The 17008-nt window shown below is 35.1% G+C and carries 11 protein-coding genes and 2 pseudogenes; 9 read left to right on the top strand and 4 right to left on the bottom strand.

The annotated features are described in order from the left end of the window. The 4 genes and pseudogenes from ACKXGU_RS09520 to ACKXGU_RS09535 all read right to left on the bottom strand — a co-directional run bounded on the left by ACKXGU_RS09520 (position 1) and on the right by ACKXGU_RS09535 (position 2826). Entirely contained in the window at positions 1-564 is a 564-nt protein-coding gene (locus ACKXGU_RS09520; protein WP_463465094.1) for a 5-formyltetrahydrofolate cyclo-ligase, read from the bottom strand. Continuing rightward, entirely contained in the window at positions 561-1532 is a 972-nt protein-coding gene (locus ACKXGU_RS09525) for a succinylglutamate desuccinylase/aspartoacylase family protein (protein WP_463465095.1), read from the bottom strand. The genes ACKXGU_RS09520 and ACKXGU_RS09525 overlap by 4 nt, the downstream gene beginning before the upstream one ends. Next, positions 1532-2405, bottom strand: a pseudogene (rimK, locus tag ACKXGU_RS09530) (30S ribosomal protein S6--L-glutamate ligase). The gene ACKXGU_RS09525 and the pseudogene rimK overlap by 1 nt, the downstream one beginning before the upstream one ends. Then, the gene (locus ACKXGU_RS09535) at positions 2383-2826 is read right to left on the bottom strand and encodes an ATP-dependent zinc protease family protein (RefSeq protein WP_463465096.1); all 444 of its coding nucleotides are present in this window, start codon (positions 2824-2826) and stop codon (positions 2383-2385) included. The pseudogene rimK and the gene ACKXGU_RS09535 overlap by 23 nt, the downstream one beginning before the upstream one ends. Before the next feature lie 132 nt (positions 2827-2958). Here ACKXGU_RS09535 and uvrC point away from each other — a divergent pair, with 132 nt between their 5' ends. The 9 genes and pseudogenes from uvrC (at position 2959) to ACKXGU_RS09580 (ending at position 17008) form a co-directional block, all read left to right on the top strand. Further along, positions 2959-4749, top strand: a complete 1791-nt coding sequence (gene uvrC / locus ACKXGU_RS09540; protein ID WP_463465097.1) for an excinuclease ABC subunit UvrC — start codon at positions 2959-2961, stop codon at positions 4747-4749. After that, positions 4749-6992: a patatin-like phospholipase family protein gene (locus ACKXGU_RS09545; protein ID WP_463465098.1), complete on the top strand. Its 2244-nt coding sequence runs from the start codon at positions 4749-4751 to the stop codon at positions 6990-6992. The genes uvrC and ACKXGU_RS09545 overlap by 1 nt, the downstream gene beginning before the upstream one ends. Before the next feature lie 217 nt (positions 6993-7209). After that, positions 7210-8368, top strand: a pseudogene (locus tag ACKXGU_RS09550) (homogentisate 1,2-dioxygenase). Positions 8369-8385: 17 nt separating this feature from the next. After that, positions 8386-9546 (top strand): 4-hydroxyphenylpyruvate dioxygenase, encoded by a 1161-nt coding sequence (gene hppD / locus ACKXGU_RS09555; protein ID WP_463465099.1) that lies wholly within the window; start codon positions 8386-8388, stop codon positions 9544-9546. A gap of 123 nt (positions 9547-9669) precedes the next feature. Further along, on the top strand, positions 9670-10455 hold the full coding sequence (locus tag ACKXGU_RS09560) for a DUF3108 domain-containing protein (RefSeq protein WP_463465100.1): 786 nt from the start codon (positions 9670-9672) through the stop codon (positions 10453-10455). A gap of 7 nt (positions 10456-10462) precedes the next feature. Next, entirely contained in the window at positions 10463-11380 is a 918-nt protein-coding gene (locus ACKXGU_RS09565) for a tryptophan 2,3-dioxygenase family protein (protein WP_103050822.1), read from the top strand. After that, the gene (locus ACKXGU_RS09570; protein WP_463465101.1) at positions 11338-12645 is read left to right on the top strand and encodes a peptidoglycan DD-metalloendopeptidase family protein; all 1308 of its coding nucleotides are present in this window, start codon (positions 11338-11340) and stop codon (positions 12643-12645) included. The genes ACKXGU_RS09565 and ACKXGU_RS09570 overlap by 43 nt, the downstream gene beginning before the upstream one ends. A 3-nt stretch (positions 12646-12648) precedes the next feature. Further along, positions 12649-14292: a glucose-6-phosphate isomerase gene (gene pgi / locus ACKXGU_RS09575; RefSeq protein ID WP_463465102.1), complete on the top strand. Its 1644-nt coding sequence runs from the start codon at positions 12649-12651 to the stop codon at positions 14290-14292. Between the two features lie 163 nt (positions 14293-14455). Then, the gene (locus tag ACKXGU_RS09580) at positions 14456-17008 is read left to right on the top strand and encodes a TonB-dependent receptor (protein WP_463465103.1); all 2553 of its coding nucleotides are present in this window, start codon (positions 14456-14458) and stop codon (positions 17006-17008) included.

The following is a 17008-nucleotide window of genomic DNA, read 5'->3' on the forward strand; positions in this document are numbered from 1 at the left end:
TTAGAAAGAATAAATTTTTTCTGGCGTCACACAGAAATCCAAAGCCATATCATTTTCAAAAATATCATCAATTTGTTCTTCGGCATCAAAAAATGAAAGCCCGATTTTAATGATTTCTGGGTTGCATTCTGACAGAAATTTATCATAAAATCCTTTCCCATAACCAACTCTATGACCTTTTTTATCAAAAGCTAAAAGCGGTACAAAAACAACGTCTATTTGGTTATTTGTGATTTGAATACCGTCAACGGGTTCTGGAATGTTCAGAGTACTTTTTTTAATTACGGTAGCATCGGTCAGTAAAAAATGGATCATGTTTCTCGATTCGAAATCACTTTTAGAAACAATGATATTTTTATCCTTACCAGAAAGTATATTTAAGATAAAATCAGTATTCACTTCTTGTTGTTCTTCAATGGTCAGAAAAATGTGGTAGAATGATTTATCCCAAATGTCCAATTCCAAAAGTTTATTAGCTATTTGTAGGCTTAAATTGTCAATAGTTTCTGAACTTAAAGCCTGTCGCTTTGATTTGTAGATTTTTCGAAGTTCAGATTTGGTCATTTTAATTTGGTAGTAATGTGGAATAAGGCATCTCCCTGATAAACAATGGGCGATTCGTTAACATTGATGATATAACCTGAATTAGTAGCCTTAACAAAATGATTGAACTTGCCATAAGGATCTGTAATATTTCCAATGACATCCCCTTTGGTTACTTTGGAATTTATGGTGATGGAAGCTTTAAACATACCAGAAAAATTAGCACGTTGCCAGCGGCTATCTAAAATATAAACCGGTGGTTTTTTGGGTTTTGAAGCCTTGAATTTTGATGAAAGCATGCCCAAATGATTCAATACACGTTTGGCACCGTTAACTCCAGTATTGGTAACTTTTTCATCAATATGAAATGATTTGCCTCCTTCAAATAATAAAATGGGTTTCCCCAATTTATAACACGTATTTCTGAATGACTTTTTGATGTTTTTCGAATACAAAACAAATGGTGCGCCAAATGTTTCTGCAATGGCATCAAGTGTTAAACTATTTTTGACGATTCTTATTTGAGGGGCATTGAAACGACCAGAGCCTCCTGTATGGAAATCCATAATAAAATCGACATCTGGAATGACTTCATTAACTAGTTTATATGCAACCCGACTTGCCAAAGAACCTCTTTTAATACCTGGGAATACGCGATTTAAATCGCGGCCATCAGGAAACTCTCGATTTAAATTAATAAATCCAAATACGTTAATGATTGGAATACAGATTATGGTCCCTGTTTTGGGTTTGTTGATACCTTTGGCAATAATTTGCCTTACAATTTCAACACCGTTTACTTCATCTCCATGAATTCCGGCAGTAAACAACACAACAGGGCCTGGTTTTTTCGACCGTTCAATAATAACGGGTACATCCACACTGGAAGAGGTGTGTAAATTGGCAACTCCAAAAGTTAATTCCCGGCTTTCACCAGCTTTAATTTCCTTGCCAAGAATCGTTATTATTTTTTTGTGTTTAAAAGTCATTATTTATTTCGTTCAATAAACGTAATTATGGCTTTAGCAATATTTTTACCGGTGGCACCTTCTATACCTTCCAAACCAGGTGTCGAGTTCACTTCTAGAAGCAATGGACCTCTTGCGGACTGTAACATATCAACACCACACACAGGTAATTTAAGAGCTCTCGAAGCTTTCATAGCTAGTTTTAATTCGGCATCGTTTAATTTTATAATTTCTGCTTTACCTCCACGATGCAAATTAGATCTAAATTCACCTTCTTTTCCTTGTCGTTTCATGGCGCCAACCACATGACCGTCTACCACCAAAGCCCGGATATCAGCACCTTTGGCTTCTTTAATAAACTCTTGAACAATGACTCGAGCCTGAAGCCCGTTAAATGCTTCGAGTACGGATTCAGCGGCATTTTTTGTCTCAGCTAAAACGACTCCTAACCCTTGCGTACCTTCAAGTAATTTAATAATTACTGGCGTGCCACCAACATGTTCGATAACTTCTTCAACATCACGCGAATAATTCGTAAAAACCGTTTTGGGCATACCAATACCAGCTTTACTCAATCGCTGTAAACTTCGCAGTTTGTCACGAGAACGCTGAATGGCATCTGATGTGACGATAGTGAATACATTCATCATTTCAAACTGTCTAACAACAGCACAACCATAGAAGGTTACAGATGCACCTATGCGCGGGATAATAGCATCAACATAGTCCAAAATAACGGTCTTTATAGTAAATGGTTGGTTTTTCTTTTTCAATGATAATATCACACTTCAAAGGATCAATGACTTCAACTTTATGGCCTCTGTTTACACCTTCCTCAATAAGTCGTTGAGTGGAATATAAATGGGAGTTTCTAGAAAGAATAACTATGTTCATGCTTGATTGAGTTAAATGATACATCGTGCTTATCGACATCAACTATAAACTTTTTACTTAAAAATTGTCTGCCAATAAGAACAGGAAACTTCATATCATCTCTAGTGCTTAAAGTTAAGTTAATCTTGTACGTTTTACCAAAAAATACGACTTCAGATTTTATTTTAAATCTATTTTCTTTATAACCATTACTACTTTTCACATCTGTTTTTGAATAGGTGTCAAAAATAATTTCAATACTATTAAAGTTTGAGTGGCCTTCACTGTGAAAGGTACAAAACAACATATTGTCTTTCTCCACAATATGGGAACAGTGGATTGCTGACGTGTAAGCACCAGTGTCAATCTTGACATCTATACCAAATAAATCCAATTTTGGGAAGTCTACTTTATCAGTTCTTCCAAGGGTTTGTTTTTGCATTTTATGTTTTAAAAAAAGTGGCGCAAGGTAGTGAAATAGTCGTTTCAAAATTTACTTTTTATGATAATTTTTGGACTTAATTAGTCAGCTTATTTTGAGCCACGAACATTAAAAATAATTACCTTTGAGGGAATGAGCCACACAGCTTTAGAAATCCAACTAAAAACCTTGCCTAATCTTCCAGGGGTATACCAATATTTTGATGTTAACGGGAAGATTCTTTATGTTGGAAAGGCCAAGAATTTAAAAAAACGGGTCACTTCATATTTCACAAAAAATCACGATTACGGAAAAACCAAAGTTCTTGTCAAAAAAATAGCTGATATTAAACATATTGTTGTTGAAACTGAAACGGACGCCCTTTTGCTTGAAAATAACTTAATTAAAAAGCATCAACCACGGTATAATGTCATGCTTAAGGATGACAAGTCCTACCCTTGGATCTGTATAAAAAAGGAGCGATTCCCTCGAGTATTTTCAACAAGAAGAGTTATAAAGGATGGTTCGGAATATTTTGGGCCTTACACGAGCATGAAAACAGTATCAACGCTACTCGATTTGATTAGAGGTCTGTTTATGCTTCGAACCTGTAATTACGATTTGTCTCAAGATAAAATTGAAGCAGGAAAATATAAGGTGTGCTTGGAATATCATTTAGGGAACTGTAAAGGACCCTGCGAAGGCTATGAAACGGAAGAAAGTTATCATGGTAACATTGAATCTATTAGAGAGATATTAAAAGGAAATTTCAAATCATCGCTTTCGCATTTTAAAACCCAAATGAAGACACTCGCCGATGACATGCAATTTGAGGAAGCACAAAAAATAAAAGAAAAAATAGATGTTCTGGAAAATTATCAGGCCAAGTCGACTGTAGTTAACCCTAAAATAAGCAATGTTGATGTTTTTACCATTGTAAGCGATGAAAGTTATGGGTATGTAAATTTTTTACAGTTATCATACGGTTCAATTATTCGATCACATACTCTAGAGATTAAGAAAAAACTCCAGGAATCTGATAGAGAGTTGTTGGAATTGGCCATTACAGAAATAAGACAACGATTTCATTCTAAATCCAAAGAGATTTATGTACCATTTAAAGTAGAACTGGGTGATGATATCAAAGTTACTATTCCAAAGCTAGGTGATAAAAAACATATTCTGGACTTGTCTTTACGTAATGCCAAATACTTTAGGCTGGAACAATTGAAACAAGTTAAAATTGTTGATCCAGACCGTCATACAAATAGAATAATGGCTCAAATGAAAGCCGACTTACGATTAACTGACGAGCCACGTCACATTGAATGTTTTGATAATTCCAATATTCAAGGGACCAATCCTGTTGCGGCGTGTGTTGTTTTTAAAAACGGGAAACCGAGTAAAAAGGATTATAGGCATTTTAATATAAAAACTGTTCAAGGTCCGGATGATTTTGCATCAATGGAAGAAGTTGTTTTTAGGCGTTACAAACGTATGTTGGATGAAAAACAATCTTTGCCGCAACTAATTATTATTGATGGAGGTAAAGGCCAATTGTCTTCAGCTTTAAAAAGTTTGGAGGCATTGGATTTGAGAGGAAAAATTGCCATCATCGGAATTGCCAAGCGTTTGGAAGAATTATTTTATCCAGATGACTCAATTCCCTTATATTTAGATAAGAAAAGCGAAACCCTTAAAATTATTCAGCAATTACGGAATGAAGCCCATCGTTTTGGAATCGAGCATCACCGAAACAGACGAAGCAAAAGTGCTTTAAACACAGAATTGGAAACAATTCCAGGAATTGGTGAGAAAACGATTGTTGAATTATTGAAGGTTTTCAAATCTGCCAAACGCATTGCCAACGTAAAACTAGATGAACTAGAAGATGTTGTAGGAAAGTCAAGAGCAGAGAAAATTTACAAGTACTATCATAACTAATGAAATATTTTTTAATAACCATATTGTTATTATTACCCTGGAACGTTAACTCACAGGACACCATCCAATCAAACAGCCAAAAGGATTTGAAAATTGGTTTGGTTTTAAGTGGTGGAGGCGCTAAAGGGCTGGCTCATATTGGTGTTTTAAAGGTAATTGATAGCCTGGGAATCCAAATAGACTATATTGCAGGAACCAGTATGGGAGCTATAATCGGGTCGCTTTATGCATCAGGATATTCAGGAAAAGACATAGACTCTATTTTTGAAGGAGTCGATTTTGATAAAATTATAAATGATGACCTTCCAAGAGAAGCTAAAACTTTCTATGAGCGGGATAATTCAGAAAGATATGCCGTAACGCTGCCTTTTGACAAGTTTAAGTTAAAACTGCCTTCTGCTTTGTCAAGAGGACAAAACACCTTGAGTTTATTGTCTAAATTAACACTTCATGTTTGTGATGTAGATGATTTTAGCAAATTACCCATTCCATTTTTTTGTATCGCAACTAATGTGGAAACAGGCAAAGCAGTAATCTTGGATAAAGGGAGTCTGTCACAGTCAATCACAGCTAGTGGTGCCTTTCCTTCGTTATTCCAACCCGTAATTATTGATGATCAAATTTTGATAGATGGTGGCGTTGTAAACAATTATCCAATAGACGAATTAAGAGCTAAAGGCATGGATATTATTATAGGTGTTGATGTACAGGACGACTTGGCCACTAGAGAAGAATTGAAATCAGCTCCTAATATCTTACTGCAAATCAATAATTATAGAACCATAAACGATATGAAGGAAAAGTCTAAAAAGACAGATGTTTATATCAAACCCGATATAACGGATTATACGGTCATTTCCTTTAGCGATGGAGAGAAAATAATTGAAAACGGCACTTTAGCGGCCATCAAGAAAAGAGATGCGTTAGAGAAAATAGCATCTATGCAAACGCAGAAGAAGAAAACATTTGATCCTATTAAACCAATAGACAGTGTTAAAATCAATGCAATATTAATTAATGGAAATGAAAAGTATACTCGGGCTTATGTAGTTGGTAAGTTAAAATTTAAGCAAGGTGAAAAAATACAGTACTCCAGACTCGTTGAAGGCGTTAACAATTTAGCCGCAACCAATAATTTTGAAAGTGTTGTACATCAATTAAGATCTTCTCCAGATAAAAATGGATATGATTTATATTTTGAATTGAAGGAAAACCCTAAACGAACATTTTTAAAGTTTGGAGTTCACTATGATGATTTGTATAAAAGTGCCGCACTAATTAATCTAACAAGAAAACGGTTGTTATTCAATAATGATGTGGCCTCACTGGATTTTGTTCTAGGGGACAACATTCGTTATGATTTTGAATATTACATTGATAAAGGGTTTTATTGGAGTATTGGATTAGTATCAAGATTTAACCAGTTTCAAAAAAACATTCCAGCTTCAGCATTATTGACAGAAGAGGATTTAGCTAATTTGAACGTTAATAAATTGGATGTCGAGCTCAATGATTTTACAAATCAATTTTATCTTCAGACTTTATTCAGAAAAGATTTTGCACTTACCCTTGGGGCAGAACATAAACGCCTTAAAATTCTATCGGAAACCATTATAACCCAAAACGACAACAATGAAGAAACCATTTTTGAGAATAGTGATTATTTGAGTTTGTTTGGACAATTAAAATTCGATACTTACGATAATAAATATTTCCCCAATGAAGGAATATTTTTTGACGGGGATTTTCATCTATATCTGTATTCTTCAGATTTTAACAACAACTTTACGGAATATTCTATTGCCAAGGCAACAATTGGTTATACAAAAAGTTTCGGGAATTTTTCTGCAAACTTAACCACGCAAGGAGGCTTTACTATTGGAGAGGATACATCACCATATTTAAATTTTGTTTTAGGAGGTTATGGACAGAACTTAATAAATAATTTCACTTCATTTTACGGGTATGATTATTTGTCCATTCCAGGAGATAGTTTTGTGAAAGGGGTTATTACTTTGGATTATGAATTGTTCAAAAAGCATCACATTAACTTTGCTGCTAATTATGCGAATGTTGCAGATAACATTTTTGATACAGGCGAGTGGATAACCACTCCAGATTTTTCTGGGTATGCATTGGGATATTCCTTTGAAACATTTTTAGGCCCAATAGAAGCAAAATATACCTGGTCCCCTGAAGTGAAAACTGGGATATGGTTTTTTAATTTAGGGTTTTGGTTTTAAATATTTTCGGCAATTTTTACGATATTTGTTAACCATGAAACATTTTTGGATAGGCTTACTAGAATATCTTCATTTTCTCATCAAGAGAAACCCGGAATAATTGGGATGATTGTCGTTTCTGCTGAAGCAGAAATCCTATTAATTTCGTATCTTTAAGACTTTAATAGTTAAGTTTTTATAAAAAGATAATTTCCATCATTTATTTAAATTTTAAACAATGCCTTTTTATCATAAATTGGGTAAAATCCCAAACAAAAGACACACACAGTTCAAAAAGCCTGATGGCACCTTGTACTATGAGCAATTATTTGGCACTATTGGTTTTGATGGTATGTCGACCAATATGTATCATGAACACAGACCTACGCAGGTTAAAGAAATAAGAAAACAATATCATGTTGCGCCTAAAATAGCTAAAGCAAACCACATACAATCCTATAGATTTCACGGGTTTAAAGTTCCCCAAACAGACGATTATTCTGGAAAGTAGAAAAACAGTATTGACCAATAGCGATTGTAGCATTATCTTAGCTGCACCCAAACAATCGACTAAAGATTATTTTTACAAAAACACAGATGCCGATGAACTTATTTTTGTACATCGTGGTAACGGAAAGCTTCGCACGCATTTAGGAAATCTCGATTTCAAGTATGGCGATTATTTATTAATTCCTCGAGGCATCATTTATAAAATAGATTTTGATACTGAAGATAATCGTTTGTTTATTGTGGAGTCAAGAAGACCAATTTACACACCCAAACGCTATAGAAATTGGTTTGGACAGTTGCTGGAGCATTCACCTTTCTGTGAACGCGATTTGAGGCAGCCACAGGAATTGGAAACTCACAATGAAAAAGGAGATTTCTTGATGAAAGTTAAAAAGCAAGATGATATTTTTGAAATGGTTTATGCCACGCATCCATTTGATGTAGTTGGTTATGATGGGTATAACTATCCTTATGCCTTTTCAATCCATGATTTTGAACCCATAACGGGTCGTGTACATCAACCACCTCCAGTTCATCAAACTTTTGAGACTGATGCCTTTGTGGTGTGTAGTTTTGTGCCCAGACTATATGACTATCATCCAGAAGCTATTCCTGCACCTTACAATCATAGCAACATTGATAGTGATGAGGTTTTATATTATGTAGATGGGGATTTTATGAGCCGCAATGATATTGATGCAGGTCATATTTCCTTGCATCCAGCAGGAATCCCACATGGCCCTCACCCAGGAGCGACTGAAAGGAGCATTGGAAAAGTAAAGACTGATGAATTGGCTGTTATGGTTGATACATTTAAACCGTTACAAATTACCGAAGACGCATTAAAAATAGCTGACGAAGATTATTTTAAATCTTGGTTGGAATAACAAAAAACATTAAAAAAATGGGAAAAAATATAGAATCAGTAAACTACGGATTAGAGAAAATATTTGAAGGCGCAGAAGATTTCTTACCATTATTGGGAACTGACTACGTCGAATTTTATGTAGGAAACGCTAAACAAGCAGCACATTTTTACAAAACGGCTTTTGGCTTTCAGTCCTATGCTTATAAAGGTTTGGAGACAGGAAGTCGAGAAACGGTGTCTTATGTGTTAAAGCAAGACAAGATACGCTTGGTATTGACCACGCCACTAAACTCAAAACACCCGATCAATGAGCATATTGTAAAACATGGAGATGGCGTTAAAGTTGTCGCCCTTTGGGTAGAAGACGCCAGAAACGCTTGGGAGGAAACGACTTCCCGTGGGGCAAAATCATTTATGGAACCAACGGTTGAAAAAGACGAGTATGGTGAAGTAGTCCGAGCTGGAATTTACACCTATGGTGAAACCGTTCACATGTTTGTCGAGCGTAAAAACTATAATGGGCAGTTTATGCCAGGATTCGTAAAATGGGAATCAGATTATAATCCAACACCAGTTGGTTTAAAATATATAGATCACATGGTTGGTAATGTTGGTTGGGGTGAAATGAATACTTGGGTTAAATGGTATGAAGATGTTATGGGCTTTGTAAATTTCTTGTCTTTTGATGATAAGCAAATCCATACCGAATATTCAGCGTTAATGAGTAAAGTTATGAGTAATGGGAATGGCAGAATTAAATTTCCAATTAATGAACCAGCTGAAGGAAAGAAAAAATCACAAATTGAAGAATATTTGGATTTCTATGAAGGTTCAGGTGTGCAGCACATTGCTGTTGCAACCGACGATATTATTTCTACAGTATCCGATTTACGTTCACGTGGTGTTGAGTTTCTATCGACGCCACCAGAAGAATATTACAGGGCCGTACCAGGTAGGTTAGAAGAGTTTAGCCATGAACTTCGTGAAGATATTGAAACTTTAAAAGGGTTGGGAATCATGATTGATGCGGACGAAGAAGGCTATTTATTGCAAATTTTCACAAAACCAGTAGAAGACAGGCCTACATTGTTCTTTGAAATTATTCAACGAATGGGAGCCAGAGGATTTGGCGCAGGAAACTTTAAAGCCCTGTTTGAATCCATTGAGAGAGAACAGGAAAAACGTGGGACGCTATAACAAAAGTTTAACGAAATTATTATCAAAAACTCTATCAATCATGTTGGTAGAGTTTTTTTGTTTTATACTTTTGGAATAGTAATTGTAATATTTAAAAAGTTACAATTACTAATATAAAAGCAAATGAATAAGAAAAGTCTACTGTTTATTACTGCATTTTTCAGCTTGAGCTTCATGATAGCCCAAGTTGAAGGTTCTTATGGTGTTGGTGAATGGTTTCGATTTGAGATGAGTTACAGCGGTTGGATGAAAGCTGGCGAAGCAACGCTAACCGTCAATGAAGGGTATTATAAATCCAAACCAGTTTATCATATTGTAGGTAAAGGCTGGACTACCGGTGCTGTTAGTTGGTTTTTCAAAGTTGAAGACCGTTATGAAAGTTTTATTGACAAACATAATAATAAACCCTACCGATTTATAAGGGATATTGACGAGGGCGGACACACTAAAAACATAGAAATCGAGTTTGACCAGGACAGAAGTAAGGCTTATGTTCATAATATAAAGCACAATAAAAAGTCGGTTTATGATACCAAGCCCAATATTCAGGATATGGTATCGACTTTTTACTATTTGCGAAATAATTTAGATGTAGATAACCTTAAAGTGAATGATGAAGTTTTTGTCAATATGTTTTTTGATGAGGAAAACTATGGATTCAAACTAAAATATCTTGGTGAAGAAATTATTAAAACAGAATTCGGAAAAATTAATTCCCTTAAATTCAGACCCTATGTAATGGCTGGTCGTGTATTCAAGGAAGAAGAAAGTTTGACACTTTGGGTATCAAATGACAAAAATAAAATACCTTTACGCGTAAAGGCCGATTTAGCTGTTGGGTCCCTCAGGGCCGATTTGGATGCTTTTAAAGGACTTAAACATCCTTTCAAAATAGTTGTAGATAATTAGTAAAATAATGGCAAACCATTTAACCGACCAATTAAAAGAAAAATTTGATAAAATAGGGCAAGATTTAGATACCCACCTAGAAGGGTTGCTTTACAGTAAACCCATTAATTACTGGGATTATATTCAAACAGATGCCCTTCTGGATCTTCAAACACAACGTTCTACGCTTCCAGATGAAATGGTATTTATCATGTATCATCAAATCAATGAATTGTTGTTTAAAATGATTCTTTGGGAAATAGAGCAGGTTGCCAAAAACAAACAGCTAACTGCAGATTTCTTCTCTTCAAAATTGATGCGTATTAGTCGCTATTTTGATATGTTGACTTCCTCCTTTAACATTATGAGGGAAGGTATGGAAGTGGAACAATACAATAAGTTTAGAAATACCCTCACACCCGCAAGTGGTTTTCAAAGTGCTCAATACCGTAAAATTGAATTCTCCTCAACAGAACTCATTAATTTAATCGATAACCGTTTTCGGGAAACAATTGATAGAAATACATCTTTTGATCACGCCTTCGAACATTTATATTGGCAGGCAGCCGGTAAAGATTATAAAACAGGAAAGAAAAGTTATTTATTAACAGTTTTCGAAGAGCGATACAAAGATGAATTTATTAGATTTGCGAAATTCTATAACACAAATAATCTTTGGACAAAGTTTAAACAACTTCCAGAGGATGTTAAAGAAGATAAGATGTTGATTGATGCCATGAGACATTATGACCACACGGTTAATATTAAATGGGTAATGGCACACTACAATACAGCAAATCATTATTTAAACATTGGTGGTAAAACAGCCGAAGCAACAGGAGGAAGTGAATGGGTAAAATACATGCATCCAAAATATCAAAGACGAATATTTTTTCCAGATTTATGGACCAAACAAGAATTAGCAGATTGGGGAAAGAATGTATAATACTTTTTGTTATTGCCTTATCGCTGTTTAACTGTAAAAGTGACAAAGTAAAACAAGAAAAGGTAGAAGAGGTAGCTGTTATTGAGCCTCAAGAAATTTATGAATTTGGGTTCAATTTAAACGACTACATTGTTAAAAGGGATACCATTAGAAAAGGGGATAGTTTTGGTATCATTATGGAACGCAACAAAATAGGTTATCCTAAAATTTTTCAAATTGCAGAAAGAGCCAAAGATAGTTTTGATATAAGAAGACTACAAATAGGAAAACCATACACCTTACTTTGTTCAAAAGACACACTTCAAGAACCTAAATGTTTTATATATCAACCCAACAGGGAAGAATATGTTGTCATCAATTTTCACGACTCTATTCATGCTTACACCAGTAGGAAACCTATCAAGTATGTAGAAAAGGAAATTTCAGGAACGATATACAGTAACATTTCTGAAACATTGGATGAGAAAGGGATTAGCTTCATTTTAGCCTACAAAATGTCCGATATTTACGCCTGGACTATTGATTTTACCAGACTTCAAAAAGGGGATAACTTTAAGGTTATCTATACAGATAAGTATATAGATGATAGTATTTATGCTGGAATAGATAATATTAAGGCGGCTTATTTTGAACACAAAGGTGAACCTTTCTATGCCTTTGAATTTGAAACGGATAGTATTAAAGGCTTAAAAGATTATTTTAATGAGGAAGCCAAAAACTTAAGACGCGCGTTTCTTAAAGCGCCAGTTGAGTATAAGCGTATTTCTTCAAGATATAATTTAAGACGACGAATCGCTTTATATGGAAATAAAATCCGACCGCATAAAGGCACCGATTTTTCGGCCAATGTTGGAACACCCATTCGAGCAACAGCCAATGGCACTGTTACCAAATCTGCCTATACTCGAGGCAATGGTAATTATGTAAAAATACGTCACAATAACACCTATGAAACCCAATATTTACATATGAAAAAGCAGAATGTAAAAGTTGGACAGTATGTAAAACAAGGCGATGTTATAGGTTGGGTTGGTATGACTGGGAATACATCTGGTCCTCATGTTTGCTATCGTTTTTGGAAAAACGGAAAACAGGTAGACCCTTTCAGGGAAAAACTACCTGAAGCCGAACCTATTTCTGATAGTTTAAAAACACGTTATTTAGATTTTATAAAACCATTAAAGCTTCAACTAGACGCCATTGAGTTTGATGATAATTTAGAAATAGACCTGCCTTCAAGTACTGAAATTACCGATTTACAATAGTTTATGGCTTTACCCAAAATAAACCCGACCACAACAAAAGCTTGGAAAAAACTTCAAGAACATTTTCATAAAATTGAAGATGTCCACATGAAAGAGTTATTTGCTTCCGATAGTAAACGCGCAGATAATTTATCAATCAGCTGGCAAGACTTTTATATTGATTATTCCAAGAACCGAATTACCAATGAGACCAAGGAATTACTTTTGGAACTAGCTTCTGAAGTTCATTTGGAAGAGGCGATTAAAAGTTGTTTTTCAGGAGAGGTTATCAATGAAACAGAACAACGAGCTGTTTTGCATTCTGCTTTAAGAGCTTCAATAAGTGATAAGATTTATGTTGAAGGGGACAATGTGGTCCCCGAAGTTTTTAGGGTAAAGCAACAAATTAAAGTTTTTACGAATGAGGTGGTTAGTGGTCGATTAAAGGGTCATTCGGGAAAAACATTTACTGATATTGTCAATATAGGTATAGGGGGTTCAGATTTAGGTCCTGCGATGGTTGTTGATTCCCTTCAGTTTTATAAGAATCATTTAAACACCCATTTTGTAAGTAATGTGGATGGCGATCATGTGAATGAGGTAATAAAAAAACTGAATCCTGAAACAACACTTTTTGTAATCGTTTCTAAAACATTTACAACCCAAGAAACACTATCCAATGCCACTACCATTAGAAAATGGTTTTTAGACAGCTTACCTGATGATGCTATCGCAAAACATTTTGTGGCAGTTTCAACTAATATTGATAAAGTAAAAGAATTTGGGATAGATGAGAATAATATTTTTCCTATGTGGGACTGGGTTGGCGGAAGGTTCTCCCTTTGGTCTGCTGTTGGTCTGACTATAAGCTTGTCATTAGGCTTTGATAATTATGAACAATTATTGCTTGGCGCCCACAAAATGGATGAGCATTTCAAAGAAGAATCTTTTGAAAATAACATTCCAGTTCAGCTAGCATTGTTGAGTGTGTGGTATAACAATTTTTTCAAAGCCGAAAGCGAAGCCATTATTCCCTATTCACAATACCTAAACCAATTTGCTACCTACTTGCAGCAGGGAATTATGGAAAGCAATGGCAAGAGTGTTGACAGAAATGGAGATAAAATCACCTATCAAACGGGAACCATTATTTGGGGAGAGCCAGGCACCAATTCACAGCATGCCTTTTTTCAATTAATCCATCAAGGAACCAAATTGATTCCAGCAGATTTTATTGGATTTGCAAAATCACTACACGGTAATCAAGACCATCAAGATAAGCTGATATCTAATTTTATTGCCCAGACAGAAGCCCTTATGAACGGTAAAACCTATGATGAGGTTTTAAAAGAACTTACTGATAGTGGTCTTTCTCAAGAAGAGATTTCTAAAATAGCTTCTTTTAAGGTTTTTGATGGTAATAAACCAACCAATACTATTTTTATAGAAAAACTGACTCCTGAAAGCCTTGGTAAGTTAATAGCGATGTATGAACATAAGATATTTGTTCAAGGAATTATTTGGAATATTTTCAGTTTTGATCAATTTGGTGTTGAATTAGGGAAACAACTGGCCAAAAGTATCCTTCACGATATAAAAAATAACACAATTGTCAATCACGATGCTTCTACTGCCAATCTTTTGAATTTTTACAAAAATAAGGCCTGATTTTTTGTTGAAAAACTTGTTGACAGCTTTATTTGTTAACAAATTATCAAATCAATTTTTTGAATATCTTCAGTAAAATCAAAAAATACTAACTATATCGTAATATTTGAATGGTTTATTAGATTAATTTTGCCGAAAATTTAAAACAAATCTTATTAATACAATGAAAAAAATTACAAGATTATTATTTTCAGTAGCAATTTTGTTTACTGGTTTTACAATGGCACAGAGTACTGTGACAGGTACCGTTATGGACGGTGAAATGAACGCACCGCTACCAGCGGCTAACATTATTGAAAAGGGAACTTCCAATGGTGTCTCTTCTGATTTTGATGGTAATTTTTCAATTACTACAGAAGCAACTTCTGGAGAGTTAGTCATTTCTTATGTAGGATATGGTAAAGTAACATTAACTTTTGATGGGAATACTAATTTAGGAGCGATTACTTTAACTAGCGACAACACACTGGACGAAGTGGTTATCATTGGATCTGGAGTTATTGATTTAGCTGAAGACAGAAAAACACCAATCGCAGTATCAACAATTAAAGCCAATGAAATTAGAGAAAAAGCTGGAAACTGGGATTTACCTGAAATATTAAAATCAACGCCTTCTGTTCAAAATATTAAGGCTGGTGGTTTTGGCGATGGTCAAATGTTTTTGAGAGGTTTTGATCAAACTAACACGGCTTTTTTATTGAATGGTCAACCAATCAATGGTATGGAAGACGGTAAGATGTACTGGTCTAACTGGTCTGGCGTGTTGGATGTAGCCAATGCAGTTCAAGTTCAGAGAGGTTTAGGTGCTTCTAAATTGGCGATTTCTTCTGTTGGTGGTACAGTAAACATTGTAACAAAAACCATTGATAACAAACCTGGTGGTTTTGTGCAACAAATGGTAGGTAATGATAACTATATCAAATCTACAGTTTACTTTTCTACAGGTGTAGGAGAAAAAGGATGGTCTTTTTCAGGATTATTAGGACACTGGCAAGGTGATGGTTACGTAGATTACACACAAGGACAAGGACAAACGTATTTCTTTTCTGTGGGTTACCAACCTAATGAAAACCATGCTATAAACTTCTTATTAACAGGCGCGCCACAATGGCATGCTGTTGCTGGAGGAAATTCAATTGGTGATTATTTAGATCCAGAAGAAAACGATGGTAGAGGAAGAAGATATAATGGTTGGAGCTTTGAAGGCATAAATAGCCCAAATACTTTGAATGGTGGTAAAGGTGTTTATCCTGGTGGTAGAAATATTTACCATAAGCCAGTGGCTAACTTAAACTGGGATTGGACTATAAATGATAAATCATCTTTATCTACTGTTTTATACGGTTCTATGGGTCGTGGTAGCTTTGCGCAGTCTATTGGTTCAGTAGATTATGCTAGAGGGTCTAACAATAACCACAACTGGTATGGATTGGTTACAAACTATAACAATCAACTTACAGAAACTTTAAACTTTAACATTGGTGCAGACATTCGTTTTTATAACGGTATTCATTTTAGAGATATCAGAGAATTTATAACAATTGACTCTGCGTCAAATAGTTCGGGTTATAGTGGTGGTGAAACGTATTATTTAACTGAAGCAGGAGGTATCAATCCTTGGGAAGTGTTCTTTAATCCAAATACAGACCATTTACAGCGTTTCGGTTATGACTACGAAGAGCAAATTAACTATCAAGGTGTATTTGGTCAGTTAGAATATGCTAAAGACAATTTCTCTGCATTTTTCCAAGGAGCTCTTTCTAACCAATCTCACGTAAGAACGGAGTTTTTAAATACGTCTACTCCTGGTCAAGGAGAAGATGGTGGTAAAGTAAACAACATTGGGTATAACCTTAAAGCTGGTGCAGCTTATACAATTAACGACATGCATAAGGTTTTTGCAAATGCAGGTTACTACTCACGCCAACCGTTTCATGATAACTTATATGTGAATGATAGAGCCAGCAATGAATTATATAACCCTGAAATTGAAAACCAAGAAATTACTGGATTTGAAGTTGGTTATCAATTTAATGGTGGTAGAGCTATCTCGGCAAACTTAAACCTATACCATACAACTTGGGCCAATAGAACTTTAGTAGGTAATAACGGATTGCAAGATGATGAGTTTAGATCAAATCAAACTTTTGGATTAAAGCAAGTACATTACGGTGTAGAACTGGAAGTTATGACCCGTCCTTTAGATAACTTAAGATTGAATGGATTCTTATCAATGGGTGAATGGCAATATAAGGATAATGCTACTTTAAGAGTTTTTGATCAAGATGGAAACCAGGTAGAGGCAGATGAAGAGATTGTTGTAGATGGCTTTAGTGTTGGAGGCGCTGCTCAAGTAACAGCTGGTATTAATGGTAGTTTTGAATTTTGTAGAAACACCAGTATCGATGCTGGATGGAACTGGTACAACGATATGTTCTCAACAGGAGCATTAAGTAGTGCACCATTATCAATGCCTTCTTATGATACGGTTGATGCAGGATTCTCTTATAAAATGCCAGTTGGTGAAGGGAACAATTCAATACAATTCCGTGTAAACGTAAACAACGTTTTTGATGAAGTGTATTTAGAGTCTGTAAACGGAAATACACCTGCTTCGCTTAATCCAGAAGAAAACTATAAAGGAATTAACAAAGACAACACAGGTCGTTTTGGTTACGGTAGAACTTGGAACACAAGTATCCGTTTCAATTTCTAA

The sequence above is a fragment of the Hanstruepera sp. CR43 genome (assembly GCF_055227665.1).

Excerpts from the sequence above, each read along its gene's own strand:
- ACKXGU_RS09570 (WP_463465101.1), top strand. The coding sequence starts at position 11,338 with ATGGACCAAACAAGAATTAGCAGATTGGGGAAAGAATGTATAATACTT.
- ACKXGU_RS09535 (WP_463465096.1), bottom strand. The coding sequence starts at position 2,826 with ATGCAAAAACAAACCCTTGGAAGAACTGATAAAGTAGACTTCCCAAAA.
- hppD (WP_463465099.1), top strand. The coding sequence starts at position 8,386 with ATGGGAAAAAATATAGAATCAGTAAACTACGGATTAGAGAAAATATTT.
- pgi (WP_463465102.1), top strand. The coding sequence starts at position 12,649 with ATGGCTTTACCCAAAATAAACCCGACCACAACAAAAGCTTGGAAAAAA.
- ACKXGU_RS09545 (WP_463465098.1), top strand. The coding sequence starts at position 4,749 with ATGAAATATTTTTTAATAACCATATTGTTATTATTACCCTGGAACGTT.
- uvrC (WP_463465097.1), top strand. The coding sequence starts at position 2,959 with ATGAGCCACACAGCTTTAGAAATCCAACTAAAAACCTTGCCTAATCTT.
- ACKXGU_RS09565 (WP_103050822.1), top strand. The coding sequence starts at position 10,463 with ATGGCAAACCATTTAACCGACCAATTAAAAGAAAAATTTGATAAAATA.
- ACKXGU_RS09560 (WP_463465100.1), top strand. The coding sequence starts at position 9,670 with ATGAATAAGAAAAGTCTACTGTTTATTACTGCATTTTTCAGCTTGAGC.
- ACKXGU_RS09580 (WP_463465103.1), top strand. The coding sequence starts at position 14,456 with ATGAAAAAAATTACAAGATTATTATTTTCAGTAGCAATTTTGTTTACT.
- ACKXGU_RS09520 (WP_463465094.1), bottom strand. The coding sequence starts at position 564 with ATGACCAAATCTGAACTTCGAAAAATCTACAAATCAAAGCGACAGGCT.
- ACKXGU_RS09525 (WP_463465095.1), bottom strand. The coding sequence starts at position 1,532 with ATGACTTTTAAACACAAAAAAATAATAACGATTCTTGGCAAGGAAATT.